Raw genomic sequence first — 21964 nt, forward strand, 5'->3', positions numbered from 1 at the left:
GACTCATTTTCCTCTGGCCTCGCTACCGGTGACCCCATGGCTTTTTCCGAACGTGTCTCGCGCCTTAAAAGTTCTTTGATCCGTGAAATCCTCGCCGCGGCCCAGCGTCCTCAGGTGATGTCGTTCGCCGGGGGCTTGCCGGCCGAAGTCATGCTTCCCAAGGTCGAATGGACCGACATGCCGGTGTCCATGGGCCAATACGGCATGAGCGAAGGTGAGCCGGCTCTACGCGAAGCGCTGGCCGCTGAAGCCCGGGCGTTGGGAGTGCCTTGCGAGGCGAGTCAGGTGTTGGTGGTCAGCGGTTCCCAGCAAACCCTCGATCTGGCCGCCAAGCTGTACATCGACAAGGGCACCGAGATTCTGCTCGAAGCACCGACTTACCTGGCGGCGCTGCAGATCTTCCAGTTGTTCGGTGCCGACTGCATCACCGTGCCGCTGGAGTCCGATGGGCCAGACTTGGCACAACTGCGCAGTCGCTTGGAAAAACATCGTCCGGCCTTCATCTACCTGATTCCGACGTTCCAGAATCCATCGGCCATGCGGTACAGCGAAGCCAAGCGCGACGCGGTGGCAGCGTTGCTGGATGAATTTGGCGTGACGCTGATTGAGGATGAGCCATACCGCGAATTGACCTTCGACGGTGGCAGTGCGACGCCAATCGTCAGTCGCTTGAAAAAATCCAGCTGGATTTACACAGGCACTGTGTCGAAAACCCTGTTGCCGGGTTTGCGCGTTGGTTATCTGATCGCCAGTCCGGACCTGTTCCCGCACCTATTGAAACTCAAGCAATCCGCGGATCTGCACACCAATCGGGTCGGCCAGTGGCAGGCGCTGCAATGGATCGGCACTGAGAAATACCAGCAGCATCTGAGCGAATTGCGTGACTTCTACCGGGTGCGTCGCGACGCGTTTCAGTCGGCGCTGGAAACGCATTTCTCCGATCTGGCGGATTGGAATGTGCCGCAGGGCGGGTTGTTTTTCTGGCTGACGCTGAAGCAGCCGATGGATACTCGAACGCTGCTCAACACGGCGCTGGCCAGTGATGTGGCGTTCATGCCTGGGGAACCGTTCTTCCCGGATCCGGATAACAATCCCGGACACCTGAGATTGAATTTCAGCCACATCGACCCGGCGCGACTGGATGAAGGATTGAAACGGTTGGCGGCGGTGGTGCGGCAGGCGCAGGCTGCGCGAGCGGCATAGATAAAAAAACCGGCTCAAGGGCCGGTTTATTTATGTCTGAGATTGGTAGCGTTTGTATCGGCCACATCGCTGGCTTGCCAGCGATGAGGCCATTAATCACACCACCAAAACCTCAGGCTGCCGCGAAGCGCTTATCCAGATAATCAATAATTACCTTGGATTCATACATCCAGGTGGTCTGGCCATTCTCTTCGATGCGCAGGCACGGCACTTTGATCTTGCCGCCTTGCTCCAGCAGCGTCTGGCGATCCTGCTCGTTGTTCTTCGCATCACGCAACGCCACCGGTACATTCAAGCGGCGCAGGGTGCGACGGGTTTTCACGCAGAATGGGCAGGCGTGAAATTGATACAGGGTCAGGTCCTTGGCAGCGGCTTCGACCTGGGCCTGGGCAGCGGCGGGGCGCTTTTGCTTGCCTGGGCGAGTGAGGAAGTCGATGAAGATGATCAGTTGGCCAAGGCCGACACGAAGCGCTTTTACGAACACGGTACAAGCCTCACGGTGCGAATAAAGAAAGGCGCGCAGCTTACCTGATTTTTCGCGGACGAAAAAAAACCGGCGATGAATGCCGGTTTTCTTCGTGTGGCGAATTACTTGATGAGGCTGAGGAATTCGCTGCGGGTGGCGGCGTTTTCACGGAACTCACCGAGCATCACCGAGGTGATCATCGACGAATTCTGCTTTTCCACACCGCGCATCATCATGCACATGTGCTTGGCCTCGATCACCACCGCAACGCCCAGGGCGCCGGTGACTTGCTGGACCGCGTCGGCGATCTGGCGGCTGAGGTTTTCCTGGATCTGCAGGCGGCGGGCGTACATATCGACGATCCGCGCGACTTTCGACAAGCCCAGAACCTTGCCGCTCGGGATGTAGGCGACGTGGGCCTTGCCGATGAACGGCAGCAGGTGGTGTTCGCACAACGAGTACAACTCGATGTCCTTGACCAGCACCATTTCGCTGTTGTCGGAACTGAACAAGGCACCGTTGGTGACTTCTTCCAGTGTCTGTTCATAGCCGCGGCAGAGGTACTGCATGGCTTTGGCGGCACGTTTTGGCGTGTCGAGCAGGCCCTCGCGGGAGACGTCCTCGCCCAATTGGCCGAGAATCGCGGTGTAATTCTGTTCCAGGGACATGAAACTACCTGTGGGATTTTTACGCAAAGGGCAAGGGTACGGTGGCAAACACGACGCTGCAAGCGTGACGCATCAGCTTTACTCGTCGCGACCTTCCATCATGGTTCGTTTGAGCATCACATAAACAGCGCCGGCGCCGCCGTGTCTGGCCTGGCAGGAGGTGAAGCCAAGGACCTGCGAATGCTGACGCAGCCAGGTGTTGACGTGGCTTTTGATCATCGGTCGCTTGCCATCAAGACGCACGGCTTTACCGTGGGTGACACGTACGCAGCGGATTTCGAACTTGGTCGCTTCAGCGAGGAAAGCCCAGAGGGTTTCCCGGGCCTTTTCCACGCTCATGCCATGCAGGTCGAGGCTGCCCTCGAACGGAATCTGCCCGATCTTGAGCTTGCGCATCTGGCTTTCCTGCACACCGTCGCGTGCCCACATCAGCTCGTCTTCCGGGCCGACGTCGATCACGAACTGATCGGACAGCCCATCAACGGTGGTGGCATCGGTGCGAACGGTGGCGGCTTGACGCAGCTTGGCGATCTGTGCGCGGTCAGCCTTGGGTTTGCCGGTTTCGGCGCGATCGTGCTTGATCGGCTTGACGCCTTGGATCGCGCTTTTGAACAGGGAAAAATCGTCGTCTTGCATGTCAGCCTCCGCGAAGGGCGGCCAGTTTACCCAACTCGACGCGAATGGGCGCGCGACAAAATGCGCGGCGTCCGGATCAGTCGTGTTTTTTCATCAGATGCGGGGACATGTTCAACTCCCGCGACTGCCGCGAACGACGGCGGCAGCGACGCCACAGCCACACGCCGATGTACAGCACGAACAGGCCAATCGCCAGAATCACCGCTGCACCGCCCCGGTTGGTATTCAACTCGCCCAGGGCAGGCACATGGCCGAACAGGGCGGCGGCACCGGCCATGGCGAGCAACACACCGGACATCGCCAGCAGCGCCGCAATGGTTGCGCCGATTCGAAAACGCCAATTGCTTTGGCCTTTGGGCCGCAAGCGGCGAGCGTCAAAACCATCGGATAACTTCATTCCGACCTTCCTCTATGGGTATCGGCCCTTCGACCGGGAGTTGACCGGGATGTTCCTGAGGCTAAGACAATTACGGCTGTTGAACGGTTTTTGCGGATGAGCGGTGGTTTCGACCGCTCATGAGGTGTTGATCAAACCAGATCGTTGGTCAGGGCGAGGGCGGCAAAGTTGTCGGCCATGATCGCCATTTCGGTCTGCTGCACATGCTCGGCGCTCAGCACACCGCCTTTGTACGGCAGATCGCGGGTGGCGCAGGCGTCTTCAACGAGGGTGCAACGAAAACCCAGGTTTTTCGCCGCTCGCACGGTGGTGCTGACACTGGAATGACTCATGAAACCGCACACCACCAGGTCCACAGAGCCCAGGTCTTCCAGGCGTTTTTTCAGATCCGTGCCATGGAAAGCGCTTGGCAGGATTTTTTCAATCTTGATTTCGCCCTCAAGCGGCTCCAGCCCGGGGATGAATTGCCCGCGTTCGCCACGTGGGTCAAACAGCCCGCCAACGGTGCCGAGATGGCTGACATGCACAATCGGCCGGCCGGCGGCGCGGGCGGCAGTGACCAATTGTTTGATGTTCGCGACGGCAGCATCCATGCCGCTCAGGGCCAGGGGACCACTGAGATATTCTTTCTGGGCATCGATGATGATGAGGGTCGCGTGGCTCAGTTTGGCTGCTGCGTAACCGCGGCCGCTGAGTTGAAACATCGTTTGTGGAACGGACATTCTGGGGCTCCTTGGAGTGGGGCTTTTGCGCCATTGTCCTCTGGCTGAGCGGTTCTGTGAATCGCTACCATCGTAGGCACCGTCGTTATTGGCGTACAGCGTTGTCAAGTGGCCCGTTTTGTTCAATGCCGAGCTGAAAAAAGAGAATAGTCCTACATTTGCTCCGGCGTTTTCCCGCGTCGTCGTCGCGACGTTTGGCTGTTAGAATCGCCCGTCGATTTTTCTGGAGTTTGCCGTCGTGATCACTTCCCGCCTTCGTACCCTGCGTGACCATATCCGTTGGGCCGTCAGCCGCTTCCATGGGGAGGATCTTTTTTTCGGCCATGGCACCGACAACGCCTGGGACGAAGCCCGTCAACTGGTGTTGGGTGCGCTGCACCTGCCATGGGAAATCGCCGACAGCTACCTCGACTGCAATCTGGAAGAAGACGAACTGGTCCACTTGCAGCTATTGCTCAAACGCCGCATCGAAGAGCGCGTGCCGACCGCTTACCTGCTGGGTGAAGCCTGGTTCTGTGGCATGTCGTTCATCGTCGACGAGCGCGTGTTGATCCCGCGTTCGCCGATTGGCGAGTTGATCGAAAACCGTTTCACCCCATGGCTGGGCACCGAGCCTGCAAGGATTCTTGACCTTTGCACCGGTTCCGGTTGCATCGGCATTGCCTGCGCCTACGAGTTCCAGAACGCCGAGGTGGTGCTGGCCGACCTGTCGTTCGAAGCGCTGGAAGTGGCCAACCAGAACATTGAGCGTCACGGCGTCGATGAGCGGGTCTACACCGTCCAGGGCGATGGTTTCGATGGCTTGCCGGGGCAGCGTTTCGACTTGATCGTGTCGAACCCGCCTTATGTCGATGCCGAAGATTTCGCCGACATGCCGGACGAATACCAGCACGAACCGGAACTGGGCCTGGCGTGCGGCGATGACGGCTTGAACCTGGTGCGGCGCATGCTCGCCGAAGCGGCGGATCATCTGACCGAGAAGGGCTTGCTGATTGTCGAAGTGGGCAACAGCCAGGTTCACGTCGAGGCGTTGTACCCCGAAGTCGACTTCGCCTGGCTGGAGTTCGAGCGCGGCGGGCATGGCGTGTTCATGTTGACCGCCGAACAGTGCCGCGATCATCAGGCGTTGTTTGCTTCCCGCGTTTGATTCGTTGAAACCCTATCGCTGGCAAGCCAGCTCCCACAGGTTATGTGTCGTGCCAATACATGAGGCAAACACAAAACTTGTGGGAGCTGGCTTGCCAGCGATGGCAGCGCCGCCGATTACCGGTGTGTCGCAATCCAGATCAACAACCCCGCCTGAAACACCGCAAACGCCACCAGGCAGGTAATGGTGAAACGCAACCCGGCGTCTTCGCGTTTGTACTTGCTGACCTTCTCTTCGTGTTTCTTCAGTTTGACTTCTTGCTCCAGCAGATTCTGTTCGGCTTGCTGAAGCATCGCCGCCGCCTCAAGAATCTCCACGATCTGCAGTTTTTCCGTGTTCCAGTCGCCCACCAGCTCGCTGACCTGCACGGCTTTGACGCTGCCCTTCAGATGCTGGGCGTCGGCGTAAACCACATCGAAACCGTGCACTCGCAAAAAATGATCACGACGCAGGCGCGTGTCTTCGTTCAACGCATCCTTGTTGTTCAGGTCTGTGCCGTCGACGGTGTAACCGGGCCAGCGTTTTTTCGCCCAGGTAATGCCTTGCGCAGCCATGAAACGGCCGATACCACGGTTCAGCGGTTCAATCTGCAGGCCGCTGTCTGGCCCGAAATGCACGCGTTTTTCGGCGTGATCGACCCACACGTCCAGATGATTCTGTTCCTTGCGTACGCGCTGGCCGGGCAGGGTGATGCTCATGCGCATCAGGCTGCGCTGCTTGTCGTTGCGTTCGGCGTAACCGAATTCGACAAAACGCAGGGGACGCCCACCGGTGCTGCGGTCAGTCTGCAACGGCGCCAGACGGAGCATCTTGTGGTGCTCGACGTGGACGTCCGCCCAGGGCAGCTCGACCGCTGGCGGTGCGTCTTTTTCAGCGGTGGTGTCGGATGAAGTCTGGGTATCAGTCATAACGGCGAGATCCTGTCCAAGCTCTGCTTGTCGCCAGCCATTGCGCTGGCGACAAAGGCTTATCGGCCGTTTTTTTCAGGACTGGAGGGCTAACTGCTGCGAAGTCCGTCAATAAACCCAATGATTCTCGTGCCCAGTTCAGCCGCCAGGGGCAATTGTGGATCTTTATAAGAGGCCAATTGCCGTTTCACGTCGTTGGGCACGATGCGCATGACGTGGTTCATGCCTTCAATCAGTGCCAGTTCGGCGTCCGGTTTGGCGGCCTTGAGCAGTTTGGCGTCATTGATACCGACCTGAATGTCGTTGCTGCCCTGGATGATCAGTGCCGGCATTTTCAACTTGGCGAAAGCCGCCGCAGGGTCCTGGCGGAACAATGAAATCAAGTAAGGCTGCACACTCGGACGGAAAATTACCTGTAATTGCGGCGGTACGTTGTCGTCGGTTTTTCCGGCCTTGAGGCTGTCGAGCAATTCATTGCTACGCAGCATCAGCGGCGGCGGCAGGCGATTGCTCAGTTGTTCGCGCAAGACTTGATCGATCGGCCGGGCGCTGCCGGACATGGAAATGACTGCCGCCGCATCGACGCTCGGCGCCGCGAGGCTGGCAATCAACGCGCCTTCGCTGTGGCCCAGCAGAATCAGCTGGTTGAAGCGCGGGTCGGTTTTAAGTTTTCGGCCCCAGGCTTCGGTGTCAGCCACGTAAGCTTCCACCGACAGGTTGCGCTCGTCGGGGGTGGCTGCCAGGCTCGCCGCCACGCCGCGCTTGTCGTAGCGCACACTGGCGATGTTGTGCTTGGCCAGCACCCAGGCCAAACGCTTGAGACTGTCATTGCGCCCGCCGTCGGGGTTATTTCCGTCGCGATCCGTAGGACCGGAGCCGGAAATGATCAGGACAACAGGAACCGGCGTGTCGGATTTAGGCAACAACAATGAGCCGAAAAGCTCACCGGTGCCGGTGTCCAACGTGATCGGCCTTTGCAGGACAGTGGCCTGGGCGAAGCCGGATATCAGGGTAAGGCTCAAGGCTAGAACTCGCAGCATCATCACGCCATCATTAACAAGATGCCGGTTGGACTCACAGGCACCCATAAGGTTCGAGGATGAACTACTTGGGTAGCCTGCGTATACTGGCGCGCATTACGAATTGGGTTCGATTTCACGGAGCGTCCTGCATGTCCGGCAATACCTACGGCAAGCTGTTCACTGTCACCACCGCGGGCGAAAGCCATGGTCCGGCGTTGGTCGCCATTGTCGATGGCTGCCCGCCGGGCCTGGAGATCTCCCTTGAAGATCTGCAGCGCGACCTGGACCGCCGCAAGCCCGGCACCAGCCGCCACACCACCCAGCGCCAGGAAGCCGACGAAGTCGAAATCCTCTCCGGCGTGTTCGAAGGTCGCACCACCGGTTGCGCCATCGGCCTGTTGATCCGCAACACCGACCAGAAGTCCAAGGACTACTCGGCGATCAAGGATCTGTTCCGCCCGGCCCACGCCGACTACACCTACCACCACAAATACGGCGAGCGCGATTATCGCGGCGGTGGCCGCAGTTCGGCCCGTGAAACCGCGATGCGTGTGGCGGCTGGCGCGATTGCGAAAAAGTACCTGGCCAGCCAGGGCATCGTCATTCGCGGCTACATGAGCCAGCTCGGCCCGATCGAAATCCCGTTCAAGACCTGGGATTCGGTCGAACAAAACGCCTTCTTCAGCCCGGACCCGGACAAAGTGCCGGAACTGGAAGCCTATATGGACCAGTTGCGTCGCGATCAGGATTCGGTCGGCGCGAAGATCACCGTAGTCGCTGAAGGCGTGATGCCGGGTCTGGGCGAGCCGATCTTCGACCGCCTCGACGCGGAACTGGCCCACGCGCTGATGAGCATCAACGCAGTGAAGGGCGTGGAAATCGGCGCCGGTTTCGCCAGCGTCGCCCAGCGCGGCACCGAGCATCGCGATGAAATGACCCCGGAAGGTTTCCTCAGCAATAACGCCGGCGGCATCCTCGGCGGTATTTCCTCCGGTCAGCCGATCGTCGCGCACCTGGCGTTGAAACCGACGTCGAGCATCACCACGCCGGGTCGTTCCATCGACATCAATGGCAATCCGGTGGAGGTCATCACCAAGGGCCGTCACGACCCATGCGTCGGCATCCGTGCCACGCCGATTGCCGAAGCGATGATGGCCATCGTGCTGATGGATCACCTGTTGCGTCACCGCGGGCAGAACGCCGATGTGCGCGTGAGCACGCCGGTGCTGGGTCAGCTTTAATGGCTCATCTGACAGCCGCTGCAGTCTGATGGCTGTGGCGGCGCTCCCGTACTGGCGGCTCTCCAGTTTCTACCTGTTCTATTTCGCCTTGCTCGGTTCGACAGCGCCGTTTCTGGCGCTGTACTTCGATCACCTCGGGTTTTCCGCAGCGCGCATCGGCGAACTGGTGGCGATCCCGATGCTGATGCGCTGCGTGGCGCCGAACATCTGGGGCTGGCTCGGTGACTACACCGGTCGGCGGCTGGCCATCGTGCGCTTTGGCGCTGTGTGCACACTTCTGACGTTCTCACTGATTTTCGTCAGCAAGACCTACGCCTGGCTGGCGATGGTCATGGCCTTGCACGCGTTCTTCTGGCACGCCGTGTTACCGCAATTCGAAGTCATCACCCTGGCGCACTTGAATGGGCAGACGTCGCGCTACAGCCAGATTCGCTTGTGGGGCTCCATCGGTTTCATCATCACCGTCGTCGCGCTCGGGCGCCTGTTCGAATGGCTCAGCCTCGACATTTATCCGGCGGCGCTAGTGCTGATCATGGCCGGGATCGTACTCAGCAGTCTGTGGGTACCGAATGCCCAACCTGTCCAGGGCGAACGCTTGTCGGGGGACGGATTTCTCGCGCAATTGCGCAGCCCCGGTGTGTTGGCGTTCTATGGTTGCGTGGCGCTGATGCAGATGAGTCACGGGCCGTATTACACGTTTTTGACCCTTCACCTTGAACGACTGGGTTATAGCCGTGGGGTGATCGGCATGCTCTGGGCCGTCGGCGTCGTGGCCGAGGTCTTGATGTTCATGTTCATGAGCAAGATCCTTGCGCGCTTCTCGATACGCCAGGTGCTGCTGGCGAGTTTTCTGTTGGCAGCGCTTCGCTGGGTATTGCTCGGCTCATTGGCTGAGTTTCTCTGGGTATTGTTGTTTGCCCAGGTGTTGCACGCGGCGACGTTCGGCAGCTTTCACGCCGCTGCCATTTCATTCGTGCAACGTAGCTTCGGCGCGCGTCAGCAAGGGCAGGGCCAAGCGTTGTATGCCGCATTGGCCGGCACCGGTGGCGCATTGGGTGCGTTGTATTCCGGCTACAGCTGGAACGCCCTCGGCGCGGCATGGACCTTTAGTATTGCCAGTCTCGCAGCCCTCGCGGCTGCCGTTATCATTGCCACACGTATGCAAGAGGACAGGCCATGAGCCTTACCCGTGAACACCTCGCCCAGGAAATCATCGACGCCGGGCGCTTTCTCTATGGCCGCGGCTGGTCGCCGGCCACCAGCAGCAACTATTCGACCCGTTTGTCGGCGACCGAAGCCTTGCTGACGGTGTCCGGCAAGCACAAAGGTCAGTTGGGCCTCGACGATGTGCTGGCCACTGATCTGTCGGGCAACAGCCTGGAACCGGGCAAGAAACCGTCCGCCGAAACCCTGCTGCACACGCAGCTCTACAACTGGCGCGCGGAAATCGGCGCGGTACTGCACACCCATTCGGTGAACGCCACGGTGCTGTCGCGCCTGACGGCAGAAGATTTCATCGAGTTCGAAGACTACGAACTGCAAAAAGCCTTCAGCGGCGTGTCGACTCACGAATCCCGGGTGCGGGTGCCGATCTTTGACAACGATCAGGACATTGCGCGCCTCGCCGCCAAGGTGCAGCCTTGGCTAGAAGCCCATCCCGATTGCGTGGGTTACCTGATCCGCGGCCACGGCCTCTACACCTGGGGCGCGCGCATGAGCGACGCCCTGCGGCAGATCGAGGCCTTTGAATTTTTGTTCGAGTGCGAGTTGAAAACCCGCTCGCTGTTGAACCGTTAAGCATGAATCGTTAAGGAGTTGCCCTGATGAGCAGCCTGTCCGTTTACCACGTCTCAAGCCCTGACATTCCGAACAAGGTGCTGACTCACTTCGAAGACATTGCCTCGACCCTGGCCGAGCAGGGCGTGCGTTTCGACCGTTGGCAAGCCGCGGCGAAGATCCAGCCCGGCGCCAGCCAGGAAGAAGTGATCGCCGCCTACCAGGAGCAGATCGACAAGCTGATGACCGAACGCGGTTACATCACCGTCGATGTCATCAGCCTCAACAGCGATCACCCGCAAAAAGCCGAGCTGCGCGCCAAGTTCCTCGACGAACACCGTCATGGCGAAGACGAAGTACGATTTTTCGTCGCCGGTCGTGGCTTGTTTACCCTGCACATCGACGATTACGTCTATGCCGTGCTTTGCGAGAAGAACGACCTGATCTCGGTGCCGGCCGGCACCCCGCACTGGTTTGACATGGGCGAGCATCCGCATTTCGTCGCGATTCGCCTGTTCAACAACCCGGAAGGCTGGGTGGCCAATTTCACCGGCGAAGACATCGCCAGCCGTTTCCCGCGTCTTGAGGACTGAGTCGATGCCGATCAAAGCGATTCTCACCGACATCGAAGGCACCACCAGCGCGGTGAGTTTTGTGTTCGACGTGCTGTTTCCTTACGCCGCCAAACACCTGCCGGAATTCGTCCGCCAGAACGCCGAGCGCTCGGATGTGGCCGAACAACTGGCCGCCGTACGCAGCGACAGCAATGAGCCGAATGCCGACGTCGAGCGGGTCATCGAGATTTTGCTGGGCTGGATCGCTGAAGACCGCAAGGCCACGCCGCTCAAGGCTTTGCAAGGAATGGTCTGGGAGCAGGGCTACCAGGCCGGGCAGCTGAAAGGTCACGTGTATCCGGATGCGGTCGAAGCGCTCAAGCGCTGGCATCAGGCTGGTTATCAACTGTTCGTTTATTCCTCGGGCTCGATCCAGGCTCAGCGCCTGATTTTCGGCTGTTCGGAGGCGGGGGATTTGACGCCGTTGTTCAGCGGCTATTTCGACACGACGTCGGGGGCCAAGCGAGAAGCGCAGTCCTACGCCAACATCACCCAGGCTATTGGCCTGGAGGCCTCGCAGATTTTGTTCCTGTCGGACATCGTCGAAGAGCTCGACGCGGCGCGTGTAGCGGGGATGGCGACTTGCGGCTTGGCCCGTGAGGGCGGCGAACTGGCGGGGCATCTGACCGTGGACAGTTTTGCGCGGATCGATCCTTTGACGTTTTAAGGTAAAAACGCCAAATCAAGAGATCGCAGCCTTCGGCAGCTCCTACAGGGATTATGTAGGAGCTGCCGGAGGCTGCGATGTTTTGATCTTTTAGAGCGAGTGATAAGTCGGCAGGGCAAACCGTTGCTGGCTCTGCAGCATGGAGATTTGCGGCAGTTCACTCGCTTGTTCAGCCAGATCACGGCGAATCGCGCTGATGACCCACGACAGTTGGTCGCCGTTGTGCAATTGCTGATAGGAAATCGAGCGTTTGAACACTCTGTCTTCGACGCCGCCGCGCAGCGTCAGCAGAATCCCGCCGTCAGGTCGTGCCTGGGTGGAGACTTCGAAGTTGGAGAACAAGGATGCAAATTTTTCCTGGATCAGGCTCATGTCTTTCAGCTCCGTAAGTACTTGAATGGCAAGCATGCGGAGAGAGTTGCAGTGATTGTGCCAGTATTCGAATGATTTAAAATTCCTTATAAATCAATAATTTATATTTTTTGAGGGTTTTTGCTTTCGTGCAATCTGCATGAAGGGCCATCGTGCATCCTGCATTTTGCGAGATCGTCGGCGATTGGAGGGAACCATTTGGCAGAGCGGTGCTCGCGATTTTTGGCATTGCTTCGCGGATACAAAACATTTCAAAAACCGCGTGTACAGCGCCAGAACCGTTGACGTATTTTCGGGCTCAATCTACGCCGCCCGACAATAAGAAGATCGAACGGGAGCAACCATGAGCCGCACGCCAAGCGCCACGATTACCTGGGGCATGATGCTCCGCAAGCTGCCTTCCATTGCCAGAGCCATTCCACGGGTGGTCAAGGGAATGAAGGTCGCCAACGTCAAGGACCCGACCCAACCGTGTGGCTTGGGATGGTGTTTCGAGCAAGCGACCTTGCGCAATCCCGATGGCCCGGCGTTGCTGCACGGCGAGGTGGTGCTGAGTTATGCACAGGTCAACGAATGGGCCAATCGCATCGCCCATCACCTGATCGCCCAGGGCATCGGCAAGGGCGATGGGGTGGCGGTCTTCATCGAAAATCGCCCGGAACTGTTGGTGACGATTTTGGCGGTGGCCAAGGTCGGCGCCGTCAGTGCGTTGCTCAATACTTCACAGACCCGAGATGCTCTGGCGCACAGTCTGAATCTGGTCGCACCGGTGGCGATCGTGGTCGGCGAGGAACTGATCCCGGCGTTCGAGTCGGTGCGCGGGCGGGTATCGATCGACGCGGCGCGTACCTGGTTTGTCGCCGATCAACACACTTACAGCCATCCGGGAATTGCCCCCGAAGGCTTCATCAACCTGATGACGGCCAGCATCGACGGTTGCGGCGACAACCCCGCCAGCAGCCAGCAGGTTTTTTTCGACGACCCTTGCTTCTTCATCTACACCTCCGGCACCACCGGACTGCCCAAGGCCGGGGTGTTCAAGCACGGCCGCTGGATGCGCAGCTCGGCGAGTTTCGGCATGATCGCTCTGGATATGCGCCCGGACGACATCGTGTATTGCACCTTGCCGCTCTATCACGCCACCGGGCTTTGCGTGTGCTGGGGCTCGGCCATCAGCGGTGCTTCGGGGTTTGCCATCCGCCGTAAGTTCAGCGCCAGTCAGTTCTGGAATGACGTGCGTAAATACCGCGCGACCACCCTTGGTTATGTCGGCGAGTTGTGCCGTTACCTGGTTGATCAACCGCCCAGCGTCGAAGACAACCAGCACGGCGTGACCAAGATGATCGGTAACGGCTTGCGACCCGGCGCCTGGGACGCGTTCAAGATGCGCTTTGGCGTGCGTCACATCTGCGAACTCTATGCCGCCAGCGACGGCAACATCGGCTTCACCAACATTCTGAATTTCGACAACACCGTCGGCTTTTCCCTGATGTCCTGGGAATTGGCCGCGTACGACCATGACAGCGGCGCGCCTGTTCGTCAGGCCAATGGCTATATGCGCAAGGTCGGCAAAGGCGAGCAAGGGTTGCTGTTGGCGAAAATCGACGACAAGGCGCCGCTGGACGGCTACACCGATCCAGAGAAGACCGCGAAAGTCGTGCTGCACGATGTATTCGTCAAGGGTGACTGTTACTTCAACACCGGCGACCTGCTGCGCAACATCGGTTTTGGTCACGCGCAGTTCGTCGATCGCTTGGGCGACACCTACCGCTGGAAAGGTGAAAACGTCTCGACCACCGAAGTCGAGAACATCCTCCTGCAACATCCGCACATTTCCGAAGCTGTGGCCTATGGCGTGGAAATCCACAACACCAACGGCCGCGCCGGAATGGCAGCGATTACGCCGGCAGAATCCTTGGCGACCCTGGATTTCAGCGAACTGCTGGCCTTCGCTCGGCAGCAGATGCCGGCCTACGCGGTGCCGTTGTTTTTGCGGGTGAAAGTGAAAATGGAGACCACCGGCACCTTCAAATATCAGAAGACCCGGCTCAAGGATGAAGGCTTCGATCCGGGCAGAACCGGCGATGATCCGATCTACGCCTGGTTGCCCGGAAGCGAAACCTACGTGCAAGTCACCGAGCAAGTGTTGCGGGAGATTCGCGGCGGTAAGCATCGTTATTGAAAAGGGCGCTATTGAATGTGGCTATAAGCCCGCATCAGAAAAAAGAAGTGACAGTGTCGAGGCTGCTCGGGAAACTGTCGGCTTTTCCGAATGACAGAAAGTGGAGCGTCCAATGTCAGACCAAAGCCGCCAGATGACCCCCGAAGAAGCTGCGGAGTTTGCCGAACAGGTATTCAACAAGGCACGCGAGGGCGATGCGGCCATGATGGCTGCGCTGCTGACCAAGGGCCTGCCGCCAAACCTGCGCAATCACAAGGGCGACACCTTGCTGATGCTGGCCGCCTACCATGGCCATGTAGAAACGGTAAAAGTCCTGCTTGAGCACAAGGCTGATCCGGAAATCCGCAATGACAACGGCCAGAGCCCGATCGCCGGTGCGGCCTTCAAGGGTGATCTGGCCGTGGTCACGGCGCTGGTCGAGGGTGGCGCACAGGTCGAGGGTTCGTCCTTCGATGGTCGTACCGCGTTGATGATGGCCGCGATGTTCAACCGCGTCGCTATTGTCGACTACCTGATCAGCAAAGGCGCCGATCCCAAAGCCAAGGACGCCAATGGCGTCACCGCGCTGGACGCCGCCAAGACGCTAGGTGCTACCGATACCATCGCGCAGCTGGAGAAGTTGCTGGGCTGACGCTGCACCTTTGTGGCGAGGGAGCTTGTCGGATCGCCGCACCGTCCCGCTCGGCTGCGAAGCAGTCGCAAATGGCCAATTTGGGGGCGCTTCGCACCCCAGCGGGAGCAAGCTCCCTCGCCACAATGTCATCCAGAATGCGGTATCCTTCGCGCCCTCAAAACTCCCTCGCTACAGGATCTACCCCCATGAAAGCCGCACTCGTCGAACTCATCAGCAAAATCAGCTCCGGGTGCATGGGCGATGACGAAATCCTCAAGATCGCTGACGAAGCGGCGCAGGCCTACGAAGATCCAGAGGGTTTTCTGACAGCTAATCCGGACATCAACTACGACGACACCTTCCCGATTTCGTTGGGCGAGTGGGTGGTTGTCGGCAGCTTGCCGGAAACAGTGCTGTTCCAGGCCGATACCTACATGGACCTGTTCGCCCAAATCGTTGCCTCGTTCGGCCCGGGTGTCGACTTCAATATCAAACCCAAGCAACTGGCCAAGACCGAAGCCCTGACCGCGCTCAATCGCATCCAGGTGCAGATGAGCAGCCTGAACAAGGAAAGTGGTGGTTATGTGCTGATGAATTTCAGCCAGTTGCTCGATGATGAGCTGCAAGTCGTGCTGGTCTACGGCAACGATGTGCCACGGGTGCTCGAATTGTGCGCCGAAGTCGGCATCGCGGCGGCACCTTCCCTGGAAGCCTTGAAAGTGGCTATCCACGTCTGAAGCGGCAAAGCTGTCAATAAAAACGGAACCCTGGTAATGCCCGGCTATTCTAAGAGGGCAAATCACTCTTCGGGAGCGTCACTATGGGTTCCACGTTCAACAGCTTGGTTGCCTTGATTATTTTTGTCCTGGACATCTGGGCCATCATTAACGTGTTCAAAAGTAGCGCGGATACCGGGATGAAAGTCCTCTGGGTACTGCTGATCGCCCTGTTGCCGGTGCTGGGACTGATTATCTGGGCCATTGCCGGGCCGCGGGGGAATGTGCGGGTCTGACTTCTCAAAACCTGTAGGCGCTGGCTTGCCAGCGATGCACGCGACGCGGTCAGTCAGATGCACCGCTGGGCTCCCATCGCTGGCAAGCCAGCTCCTACAGGGATGTGCGTATCAGAAGGTTCGACCTGTCATCTTCCGCGACGTAGAATGCGCGCCTTTCCCGGCCAATCGAGCCGATCGATTGGCCATCATGGGCGGGTAACCGTCCGTTGCCGCCGCATTCATCGGAGCACTTCCCATGAGCAACATCCCAGCAAGCGATTACCTGGAAACCCTCTACGAAGGCTACGGCCAGCGTTTTCGCATGGAAAAACTGCTGCACGAAGTGCGCACCGAACACCAACACCTGGTGATCTTTGAAAACCCGCGCATGGGCCGGGTCATGGCTCTGGATGGCGTAATCCAGACCACCGAAGCCGACGAGTTCATCTACCACGAAATGCTCACCCATGTGCCGATCCTGGCCCACGGCAACGCCAAGCGCGTGCTGATCATCGGCGGTGGCGACGGCGGCATGCTGCGTGAAGTCGCCAAACACGGCAGCGTCGAGCACATCACCATGGTCGAAATCGATGGCACCGTGGTCGACATGTGCAAGGAATTCCTGCCGAACCACTCCAACGGTGCGTTCGATGATCCACGCCTGAACCTGGTGATCGACGACGGCATGCGTTTCGTCGCCACCACCACTGAAAAGTTCGACGTGATCATTTCCGACTCCACCGACCCGATCGGTCCGGGCGAAGTGCTGTTTTCGGAAAACTTTTACCAGGCTTGCCACCGCTGCCTGAACGAAGGCGGCATCCTCGTGACCCAGAACGGCACGCCGTTCATGCAGATCGAAGAAGTGAAGACCACCGCCGGTCGCCTGCGCAGCCTGTTTCCGGACTGGCACTTCTATCAAGCCGCAGTGCCGACTTACATCGGTGGCTCGATGACTTTTGCCTGGGGCGCGACCAATACCGCTTATCGCAAATTGTCCCGCGAAACCCTGCAACAGCGTTTCGCCGGCAGCGGCATCGTCACCCGCTACTACAATCCGGAAATCCACATCGGTGCGTTCGCCTTGCCGCAATACGTGCTGCAAGCTGTGAACAAGCCAAGCAACGACTGAAGAAATACGCGATGCCCCTGTAGGAGCTGGCTTGCCAGCGATGCAGACGCTGCGGTCCGTCAAAATCGCCGCATTGATCCTATCGCTGGCAAGCCAGCTCCTACAGGTTCTGTGTTTTATGTTCCAAACGCATGATCCATTTGAACGATCAGAAAGAGCAAAAGTCCAGATAGGTGTAAGCCCAATTGCGGGTTTTATCGAGGAGGCACTGATGCAAAAGTGGAAAATCACTTTCGTGGATGATCACGGTGAAACGGTCGACGAAGTCTTTGAGTGCGACGAGTGCCCGGATAACGAACACGCCGCCAAACTCATCAAGGCCCGGCTCCTTCCTGTCGCTGCCGAACTGGATCTGAACGATCTGGAAGGGCGAACCGCTGATGCGAGCGTCAAAAGTCTCAAGACCCAGAACAGCATTCAAATCCTCGGCATCACGCCAATCTGAACCGCACCTGTCACATTCTCAACCAGGCCTTGGCAGAGGCTCTATCTTGGGGCTAATCTGCAAGCAAGATCAGCGAATGGATCGCTAAGGTCTGGTCTTGTCAGCTACATGCTTGTTTCCCGTCGGCACATCGGTTGCCGTCGCTCGCACGGTTTGATGGCGAGCGCAGGGAGTACGGAAAGTCTATCCATCAGTTTGAGGAGGACGTTTCATGAGCACAGCCTATCAAGAAGACATCAGCACCAGCGTGCTGCGCCGCATGAAAGAAGGCGGTTTCGACTTTTCACGGTTCCATCCCATTGAGTTCTACGCCATTTTCCCGGACGAGGAGCGGGCACGCAGGGCGGCAGGTCATTATCGTGGTGAATCCCTGAATGCACAGATCAGTGTGCGCGACGACGGCGCCTGGGCGCTGGAACTGAGCAAAGTCATGTACGCCACCTACGATGACATTGGTGACTTCGAGCAGGGTTTCGAAGCCGTGGTCGAGCCATTGGGCGGCATCATTGAAGGCTGGGGTGTCAAACAGGAGGTACGAGGGCGACTCGCATAAACTTTATGAACAGTGACAATCGGCAATAACGGCTAACCCATGGGTTGGCCGTTTTCGTTTAGGGATCTTTCGGTCACCCGAACCGATAAATGTCCATGCCCAACGCACCCATGGTGAATCCCTGGTGGGCAATACTGAAATCACCCCCGGCACTGCGGGCAAAATACAGCGGCAGCAAATGTTCGTCGCTGGGATGGTTACGCACGGCATTCGGCGCTTGCCGCCGATAATCGTGCAGGGCCGCTTCGTCGTTGGTCGCAAGCTTGTCGATCATCCAGTCGCGGAACGCCTGTGCCCACGGCTCGACGCTCTCCGGGCCGGCATGCCAGTCCAATTCGCGCAGGTTGTGAGTAATGCTGCCGGAACCGATCAGCAGCACGCCCAGTTCACGCAGGCTGGCCAAGGCATGGCCGACGCGGCTTTGCAGGGCAGGGCCACCACGAGTCGGAAGTGAAACCTGGACAATCGGGATATCCGCCTGCGGGTACATCAACGACAAGGGCACCCAGACGCCGTGGTCGAACGGCCGTTTGCTGTCGATACGCGCCGGGAGATCGCTGGCATTCAACAGTTCAACAACCTCTGCCGCCAGTTGCGGATCGCCGGGCGCCGGGTATTGCACTTCGAACAGGGCCCTTGGAAAGCCGCCGAAGTCATGCCAGGTGTCAGGCTGGGGGTTGCCGCTGACCAACAGTTCATCGCTTTCCCAGTGCGCGGAAACAATCACGATGGCGCGGGGCTTCGGCATTTCTGTCGAAAGGCGCGCCAGGGCCGGTCCGCTGGCACCCGGTTCCAGAGCCAGCATGGGGGAACCATGGGATATGTACAGACTGGGGAACATGGATGAGCTCCTGAGCGTTAAGATGGCACCATCTTCAGTCAGATCATTGATCTAAATCTAATATAAGTTTTAGGGTGTTTTGATCGAATTTTTGGGGTTACTTATGCAGCCGGAGTTTTGGCACAAGAAGTGGGCGTCGAATCAGATCGGCTTTCACTTGCCGCAAGTGAATCCTTATCTGCAGCGATTTTGGCCGGCACTGGGCCTGGAAGAGGGCACGCGTGTGCTGGTGCCCCTGTGTGGGAAGAGTCTGGATTTGTTGTGGCTTGCTCGTGAAGGCCATGAAGTATTGGGAATCGAGCTGTCGGAAAAGGCCATTGAAGACTTTTTCAATGAGCACCAGTTCGATCCTGACGTCACTGAGCAAGGGCCTTTCAAGGTCTATCGGGCAGGCTCGATCGAACTTTGGTGCGGTGATTTTTTTGACCTGACTGCCGGCGATGTTGCTGACTGCGCGGCACTTTACGACCGCGCCTCGCTGATTGCTCTACCGCCAGCCATGCGTGAGCAATACGCCGCGCATCTGACTCGGATTCTGCCCAAAGATGCGCTGGGGTTGTTGATTACGCTGGATTACGACCAGGCTCAAATGTCCGGTCCGCCGTTTGCCGTGCTGGATGACGAAGTGCAGCGGTTGTTCGGGGCGTCGTGGGCGCTGAAGATCCTGGAAGACCAGGATGTGCTGAGCGAGAGCGGGAAGTTTCTGGAGGCGGGTGTTACGCGGCTTGAGGAGCGGGTTTATCGGTTGTCGGGGCGTTAAAAGCAAAAGATCGCAGCCTGCGGCAGCTCCTACAGGGGAAATGCGATCACAAGGTAAAAAAAACGGGGCGATCAGATCGCCCCGTTTTTTGTTACCGCAGAACTATCAGCCCCGGCGACGAGCCAGTGCGTCGATACGCTCTTCCAGCGGTGGGTGGCTCATAAACATGCGTGCGAACCCTTGTTTGATGCCACCGTTGATGCCGAACGCGTTCAGGGTGTCAGGCATGTGCACCGGCAGCCCTTGTTCGGCACGCAGGCGTTGCAGGGCACCGATCATCGCGGCAGTACCGGCCAGGTTTGCACCGGCTTCGTCGGCACGGAATTCGCGTTTGCGCGAGAACCACATGACGATGGCGCTTGCCAGGATGCCCAGCACCAGTTCGGCGAAGATGGTCGCAATGTAGTAGGCAATGCCTTGGCCTTCTTCGTTCTTGAAGATCACCTTGTCGACAAAGTTGCCGATGATCCGTGCAAAGAACATCACGAAGGTGTTCACCACGCCCTGAATCAACGCCAGGGTGACCATGTCGCCATTGGCAACGTGGCCGATTTCGTGGGCCAGAACGGCTTTCACTTCATCTGGCGAGAAACGCTCGAGCAAACCCTGGCTGACCGCGACCAACGCGTCGTTCTTGTTCCAGCCGGTGGCGAAGGCGTTCGCCTCGTAAGCCGGGAAAATCCCGACTTCGGGCATCTTGATCCCGGCTTCTCGGGACAGTTGCTCGACGGTTTGCAGCAGCCATTGCTCGTGACGAGTGCGTGGCTGGGTGATGATCTGGGTGCTGGTGCTCATCTTCGCCATCCACTTGGAGATGAACAGCGAGAACAGGGAACCGGCGAAACCAAAGACCGCACAGAAAATCAGCAGCTGATTGAGGTTGAGATCAACCCCGTTGGCCGCCATGAACCCGTTGAAGCCGAAAAGGCTCAGGGTGATGCTGGCAATCAGCACGACCGCCAGGTTAGTGGCCAAAAACAGCAGGATGCGCATCATGGTTGTAGAAATCTCCTTATGCTAAAGATGTAGCGTACTGCGGGGTATATAAGGTGCTGCTTCGGGGTATTCAACCGGGTGACTATTTCAAACTGTGTCCTACAGCAAGAGCTTAGCTGCTCGAAGGGCATTTCCGATATTGAATAAGGAAGCTTTTGTAAGCCAATGGACGTCCTGAGCCCTGTCTTTGTTGGACGCAGGCAAACAGGGAGTTGTCCGTCAGGGATTCAGGTGCCAGTGATTGGCTGGGTGCAAACATGTGTTGCTGAATGAATCACCGTGCGACGGGATACGGGCGTCGCACGGTGAACAGCCACTTACTGGCGATAGGACTTGAGGAAATTGCCGATGCGGCCGATGGCCATGTCCAGGTCATCCACGCGCGGCAGGGTCACGACGCGGAAGTGGTCCGGCCATGGCCAGTTGAAGGCTGTGCCTTGCACCACCAGCAGCTTCTCGGAGAGCAGCAGGTCGAGGACGAATTTTTCGTCGTTGTGGATCGGGCAGACTTTCGGATCGATGCGCGGGAACGCGTACAGCGCGCCCATTGGCTTGACGCAGCTCACGCCCGGAATGTCATTGAGCAATTCCCAGGTGCGGTTGCGCTGTTCCAGCAGGCGCCCTTGCGGCAGCACCAGGTCGTTGATGCTCTGATAGCCACCCAGCGCGGTCTGGATCGCGTGTTGGCTCGGCACGTTGGCACACAGGCGCATGTTGGCCAGCATGTCGATGCCTTCGATGTAGCTCTGGGCGTGTTGTTTCGGCCCGGAAATGGCGATCCAGCCGGAGCGGAAGCCGGCCACGCGATAAGACTTGGACAAACCATTGAAGGTCAGGCACAGCAAGTCTGGCGCCAGGGATGCGGTGCAGATGTGCACGGCATCGTCGTACAGGATCTTGTCGTAGATCTCGTCGGAGAACACCACCAGATTATGTTGGCGGGCCAGTTCCAGCATGCCCAGCAGGACTTCTTTGGAATATACCGCGCCGGTCGGGTTGTTCGGGTTGATGATGACCAGTGCCTTGGTGTTCGGGGTGATCTTGGCCTTGATGTCGGCCAGGTCCGGCCACCAGTTGGCTTGCTCGTCGCACAGATAGTGCACCGGATTGCCGCCCGACAGGCTCACAGCAGCGGTCCACAATGGGTAGTCCGGAGCCGGCACCAGCACTTCGTCGCCGTTGTTGAGCAGGGCCTGCATCGACATCACGATCAGTTCGGAAACGCCGTTGCCCAGGTAGATGTCTTCAATGCCGACACCTTCCACCTGTTTTTGCTGGTAATACTGCATGACGGCCTTGCGCGCGCTGAACAGGCCTTTGGAGTCGCTGTAGCCCTGGGCGGTCGGCAGGTTGCGGATCACGTCCTGGAGAATTTCGTCCGGCGCTTCGAAACCAAAGGGCGCCGGGTTGCCGATGTTCAGCTTGAGGATGCGATGACCTTCCTCTTCCAGGCGTTTGGCGTGCTTGAGCACTGGGCCGCGAATGTCGTAGCAGACGTTGGCGAGCTTGTTCGATTTGCTGACCTGCATGGCGATGTGTTCCCGAAAATGAACGATCCAGGCGGCGTATGAACAACCGTACTGGGAATCCTGCGTAATCACACAGGCCT

At 58.5% G+C, this 21964-nt stretch carries 26 protein-coding genes; 15 read left to right on the plus strand and 11 right to left on the minus strand.

The window, feature by feature from the left end; all coding sequences use genetic code 11:
- Positions 1–36: 36 nt before the first annotated feature.
- Positions 37–1203, plus strand: coding sequence for a PLP-dependent aminotransferase family protein (locus NL64_RS27905; protein WP_034151287.1), 1167 nt, complete (start codon positions 37–39; stop codon positions 1201–1203).
- A 112-nt stretch (positions 1204–1315) separates the two neighbouring features.
- On the opposite strand, the gene NL64_RS27910 is transcribed toward NL64_RS27905, so the two are convergent.
- The 5 genes from NL64_RS27910 to NL64_RS27930 form a co-directional block, all read right to left on the minus strand.
- The gene (locus tag NL64_RS27910) at positions 1316–1687 is read right to left on the minus strand and encodes a glutathione S-transferase N-terminal domain-containing protein (protein ID WP_034151288.1); all 372 of its coding nucleotides are present in this window, start codon (positions 1685–1687) and stop codon (positions 1316–1318) included.
- Positions 1688–1791: 104 nt separating this feature from the next.
- A complete protein-coding gene (folE, locus tag NL64_RS27915) occupies positions 1792–2337 on the minus strand; it encodes a GTP cyclohydrolase I FolE (protein WP_003204506.1) in 546 nt (181 codons plus the stop codon).
- 78 nt (positions 2338–2415) lie between these two features.
- Positions 2416–2973: a Smr/MutS family protein gene (locus NL64_RS27920; RefSeq protein ID WP_017339764.1), complete on the minus strand. Its 558-nt coding sequence runs from the start codon at positions 2971–2973 to the stop codon at positions 2416–2418.
- A 76-nt stretch (positions 2974–3049) separates the two neighbouring features.
- Positions 3050–3370 (minus strand): hypothetical protein, encoded by a 321-nt coding sequence (locus NL64_RS27925; protein ID WP_034151289.1) that lies wholly within the window; start codon positions 3368–3370, stop codon positions 3050–3052.
- A 131-nt stretch (positions 3371–3501) separates the two neighbouring features.
- On the minus strand, positions 3502–4092 hold the full coding sequence (locus NL64_RS27930; protein WP_034151290.1) for a cysteine hydrolase family protein: 591 nt from the start codon (positions 4090–4092) through the stop codon (positions 3502–3504).
- Positions 4093–4330: 238 nt separating this feature from the next.
- Between NL64_RS27930 and prmB the strand changes: the two genes are divergently transcribed.
- On the plus strand, positions 4331–5239 hold the full coding sequence (gene prmB, locus NL64_RS27935) for a 50S ribosomal protein L3 N(5)-glutamine methyltransferase (protein WP_034151291.1): 909 nt from the start codon (positions 4331–4333) through the stop codon (positions 5237–5239).
- Positions 5240–5355: 116 nt separating this feature from the next.
- Here the strand turns inward: prmB and NL64_RS27940 are convergent, their stop codons facing one another.
- Together NL64_RS27940 and NL64_RS27945 are read right to left on the minus strand one after the other, a co-directional pair.
- Positions 5356–6147 (minus strand): hypothetical protein, encoded by a 792-nt coding sequence (locus NL64_RS27940; RefSeq protein WP_034151292.1) that lies wholly within the window; start codon positions 6145–6147, stop codon positions 5356–5358.
- An 89-nt stretch (positions 6148–6236) separates the two neighbouring features.
- Positions 6237–7235 carry an alpha/beta hydrolase gene (locus NL64_RS27945; RefSeq protein WP_034151293.1) on the minus strand — a complete coding sequence of 333 codons (999 nt, stop codon included), beginning with the start codon at positions 7233–7235 and terminating at the stop codon, positions 6237–6239.
- 83 nt (positions 7236–7318) lie between these two features.
- Between NL64_RS27945 and aroC the strand changes: the two genes are divergently transcribed.
- The 5 genes from aroC to mtnC are packed head-to-tail and all read left to right on the plus strand — an operon-like array spanning position 7319 to position 11467.
- The gene (gene aroC, locus NL64_RS27950; RefSeq protein WP_034151294.1) at positions 7319–8410 is read left to right on the plus strand and encodes a chorismate synthase; all 1092 of its coding nucleotides are present in this window, start codon (positions 7319–7321) and stop codon (positions 8408–8410) included.
- 28 nt (positions 8411–8438) lie between these two features.
- Positions 8439–9590, plus strand: coding sequence for an MFS transporter (locus NL64_RS27955; RefSeq protein WP_172668714.1), 1152 nt, complete (start codon positions 8439–8441; stop codon positions 9588–9590).
- The gene (locus NL64_RS27960) at positions 9587–10207 is read left to right on the plus strand and encodes a methylthioribulose 1-phosphate dehydratase (protein ID WP_034151295.1); all 621 of its coding nucleotides are present in this window, start codon (positions 9587–9589) and stop codon (positions 10205–10207) included. The genes NL64_RS27955 and NL64_RS27960 overlap by 4 nt, the downstream gene beginning before the upstream one ends.
- A gap of 26 nt (positions 10208–10233) precedes the next feature.
- Positions 10234–10779, plus strand: a complete 546-nt coding sequence (locus tag NL64_RS27965) for a 1,2-dihydroxy-3-keto-5-methylthiopentene dioxygenase (protein ID WP_034151296.1) — start codon at positions 10234–10236, stop codon at positions 10777–10779.
- 4 nt (positions 10780–10783) lie between these two features.
- Complete coding sequence (gene mtnC / locus NL64_RS27970) at positions 10784–11467, plus strand: acireductone synthase (protein WP_034151297.1); 684 nt, start codon at positions 10784–10786, stop codon at positions 11465–11467.
- A gap of 90 nt (positions 11468–11557) precedes the next feature.
- Here the strand turns inward: mtnC and NL64_RS27975 are convergent, their stop codons facing one another.
- Positions 11558–11839, minus strand: a complete 282-nt coding sequence (locus tag NL64_RS27975; RefSeq protein WP_034151298.1) for a DUF3509 domain-containing protein — start codon at positions 11837–11839, stop codon at positions 11558–11560.
- A gap of 343 nt (positions 11840–12182) precedes the next feature.
- On the opposite strand from NL64_RS27975, the gene NL64_RS27980 reads away from it, so the two are divergent.
- The 7 genes from NL64_RS27980 to NL64_RS28010 all read left to right on the plus strand — a co-directional run bounded on the left by NL64_RS27980 (position 12183) and on the right by NL64_RS28010 (position 17758).
- On the plus strand, positions 12183–14021 hold the full coding sequence (locus tag NL64_RS27980; RefSeq protein WP_034151299.1) for a long-chain-acyl-CoA synthetase: 1839 nt from the start codon (positions 12183–12185) through the stop codon (positions 14019–14021).
- 112 nt (positions 14022–14133) lie between these two features.
- The gene (locus NL64_RS27985; protein WP_034151300.1) at positions 14134–14652 is read left to right on the plus strand and encodes an ankyrin repeat domain-containing protein; all 519 of its coding nucleotides are present in this window, start codon (positions 14134–14136) and stop codon (positions 14650–14652) included.
- A gap of 188 nt (positions 14653–14840) precedes the next feature.
- The gene (locus NL64_RS27990; RefSeq protein WP_034151301.1) at positions 14841–15371 is read left to right on the plus strand and encodes a hypothetical protein; all 531 of its coding nucleotides are present in this window, start codon (positions 14841–14843) and stop codon (positions 15369–15371) included.
- A gap of 83 nt (positions 15372–15454) precedes the next feature.
- A complete protein-coding gene (locus NL64_RS27995; protein WP_034151302.1) occupies positions 15455–15646 on the plus strand; it encodes a PLD nuclease N-terminal domain-containing protein in 192 nt (63 codons plus the stop codon).
- A gap of 238 nt (positions 15647–15884) precedes the next feature.
- A complete protein-coding gene (gene speE / locus NL64_RS28000) occupies positions 15885–16760 on the plus strand; it encodes a polyamine aminopropyltransferase (protein WP_034151303.1) in 876 nt (291 codons plus the stop codon).
- Between the two features lie 211 nt (positions 16761–16971).
- A complete protein-coding gene (locus NL64_RS28005; RefSeq protein WP_034151304.1) occupies positions 16972–17205 on the plus strand; it encodes a hypothetical protein in 234 nt (77 codons plus the stop codon).
- Positions 17206–17416: 211 nt separating this feature from the next.
- Positions 17417–17758 (plus strand): ribonuclease E inhibitor RraB, encoded by a 342-nt coding sequence (locus NL64_RS28010; RefSeq protein WP_034151305.1) that lies wholly within the window; start codon positions 17417–17419, stop codon positions 17756–17758.
- A 73-nt stretch (positions 17759–17831) separates the two neighbouring features.
- On the opposite strand, the gene NL64_RS28015 is transcribed toward NL64_RS28010, so the two are convergent.
- On the minus strand, positions 17832–18599 hold the full coding sequence (locus NL64_RS28015) for a DODA-type extradiol aromatic ring-opening family dioxygenase (RefSeq protein ID WP_034151306.1): 768 nt from the start codon (positions 18597–18599) through the stop codon (positions 17832–17834).
- Positions 18600–18702: 103 nt separating this feature from the next.
- On the opposite strand from NL64_RS28015, the gene NL64_RS28020 reads away from it, so the two are divergent.
- Positions 18703–19359, plus strand: a complete 657-nt coding sequence (locus NL64_RS28020; RefSeq protein WP_034151307.1) for a thiopurine S-methyltransferase — start codon at positions 18703–18705, stop codon at positions 19357–19359.
- Between the two features lie 105 nt (positions 19360–19464).
- Here NL64_RS28020 and htpX read toward each other — a convergent pair whose 3' ends face one another.
- On the minus strand, positions 19465–20355 hold the full coding sequence (gene htpX, locus NL64_RS28025; protein ID WP_034151308.1) for a protease HtpX: 891 nt from the start codon (positions 20353–20355) through the stop codon (positions 19465–19467).
- Positions 20356–20672: 317 nt separating this feature from the next.
- A complete protein-coding gene (locus NL64_RS28030) occupies positions 20673–21884 on the minus strand; it encodes a pyridoxal phosphate-dependent aminotransferase (protein ID WP_034151309.1) in 1212 nt (403 codons plus the stop codon).
- Positions 21885–21964 lie beyond the last annotated feature (80 nt).

The organism is Pseudomonas fluorescens (assembly GCF_000802965.1).
Classification (GTDB): domain Bacteria; phylum Pseudomonadota; class Gammaproteobacteria; order Pseudomonadales; family Pseudomonadaceae; genus Aquipseudomonas; species Aquipseudomonas fluorescens_A.

What these genes read in the sequence shown, in the direction of transcription:
- NL64_RS28020 (WP_034151307.1), top strand. Translation starts at nt 18,703, where the DNA reads ATGCAGCCGGAGTTTTGGCACAAGAAGTGGGCGTCGAATCAGATCGGC.
- NL64_RS27905 (WP_034151287.1), top strand. Translation starts at nt 37, where the DNA reads ATGGCTTTTTCCGAACGTGTCTCGCGCCTTAAAAGTTCTTTGATCCGT.
- NL64_RS27990 (WP_034151301.1), top strand. Translation starts at nt 14,841, where the DNA reads ATGAAAGCCGCACTCGTCGAACTCATCAGCAAAATCAGCTCCGGGTGC.
- NL64_RS27995 (WP_034151302.1), top strand. Translation starts at nt 15,455, where the DNA reads ATGGGTTCCACGTTCAACAGCTTGGTTGCCTTGATTATTTTTGTCCTG.
- NL64_RS27920 (WP_017339764.1), bottom strand. Translation starts at nt 2,973, where the DNA reads ATGCAAGACGACGATTTTTCCCTGTTCAAAAGCGCGATCCAAGGCGTC.
- NL64_RS27980 (WP_034151299.1), top strand. Translation starts at nt 12,183, where the DNA reads ATGAGCCGCACGCCAAGCGCCACGATTACCTGGGGCATGATGCTCCGC.
- NL64_RS27960 (WP_034151295.1), top strand. Translation starts at nt 9,587, where the DNA reads ATGAGCCTTACCCGTGAACACCTCGCCCAGGAAATCATCGACGCCGGG.
- NL64_RS28015 (WP_034151306.1), bottom strand. Translation starts at nt 18,599, where the DNA reads ATGTTCCCCAGTCTGTACATATCCCATGGTTCCCCCATGCTGGCTCTG.
- aroC (WP_034151294.1), top strand. Translation starts at nt 7,319, where the DNA reads ATGTCCGGCAATACCTACGGCAAGCTGTTCACTGTCACCACCGCGGGC.
- NL64_RS27955 (WP_172668714.1), top strand. Translation starts at nt 8,439, where the DNA reads ATGGCTGTGGCGGCGCTCCCGTACTGGCGGCTCTCCAGTTTCTACCTG.
- mtnC (WP_034151297.1), top strand. Translation starts at nt 10,784, where the DNA reads ATGCCGATCAAAGCGATTCTCACCGACATCGAAGGCACCACCAGCGCG.
- NL64_RS27975 (WP_034151298.1), bottom strand. Translation starts at nt 11,839, where the DNA reads ATGAGCCTGATCCAGGAAAAATTTGCATCCTTGTTCTCCAACTTCGAA.
- speE (WP_034151303.1), top strand. Translation starts at nt 15,885, where the DNA reads ATGAGCAACATCCCAGCAAGCGATTACCTGGAAACCCTCTACGAAGGC.
- folE (WP_003204506.1), bottom strand. Translation starts at nt 2,337, where the DNA reads ATGTCCCTGGAACAGAATTACACCGCGATTCTCGGCCAATTGGGCGAG.
- NL64_RS27925 (WP_034151289.1), bottom strand. Translation starts at nt 3,370, where the DNA reads ATGAAGTTATCCGATGGTTTTGACGCTCGCCGCTTGCGGCCCAAAGGC.
- NL64_RS27985 (WP_034151300.1), top strand. Translation starts at nt 14,134, where the DNA reads ATGTCAGACCAAAGCCGCCAGATGACCCCCGAAGAAGCTGCGGAGTTT.
- NL64_RS27930 (WP_034151290.1), bottom strand. Translation starts at nt 4,092, where the DNA reads ATGTCCGTTCCACAAACGATGTTTCAACTCAGCGGCCGCGGTTACGCA.
- NL64_RS28030 (WP_034151309.1), bottom strand. Translation starts at nt 21,884, where the DNA reads ATGCAGGTCAGCAAATCGAACAAGCTCGCCAACGTCTGCTACGACATT.
- NL64_RS27945 (WP_034151293.1), bottom strand. Translation starts at nt 7,235, where the DNA reads ATGGGTGCCTGTGAGTCCAACCGGCATCTTGTTAATGATGGCGTGATG.
- htpX (WP_034151308.1), bottom strand. Translation starts at nt 20,355, where the DNA reads ATGATGCGCATCCTGCTGTTTTTGGCCACTAACCTGGCGGTCGTGCTG.
- NL64_RS27965 (WP_034151296.1), top strand. Translation starts at nt 10,234, where the DNA reads ATGAGCAGCCTGTCCGTTTACCACGTCTCAAGCCCTGACATTCCGAAC.
- NL64_RS27940 (WP_034151292.1), bottom strand. Translation starts at nt 6,147, where the DNA reads ATGACTGATACCCAGACTTCATCCGACACCACCGCTGAAAAAGACGCA.
- NL64_RS28005 (WP_034151304.1), top strand. Translation starts at nt 16,972, where the DNA reads ATGCAAAAGTGGAAAATCACTTTCGTGGATGATCACGGTGAAACGGTC.
- NL64_RS28010 (WP_034151305.1), top strand. Translation starts at nt 17,417, where the DNA reads ATGAGCACAGCCTATCAAGAAGACATCAGCACCAGCGTGCTGCGCCGC.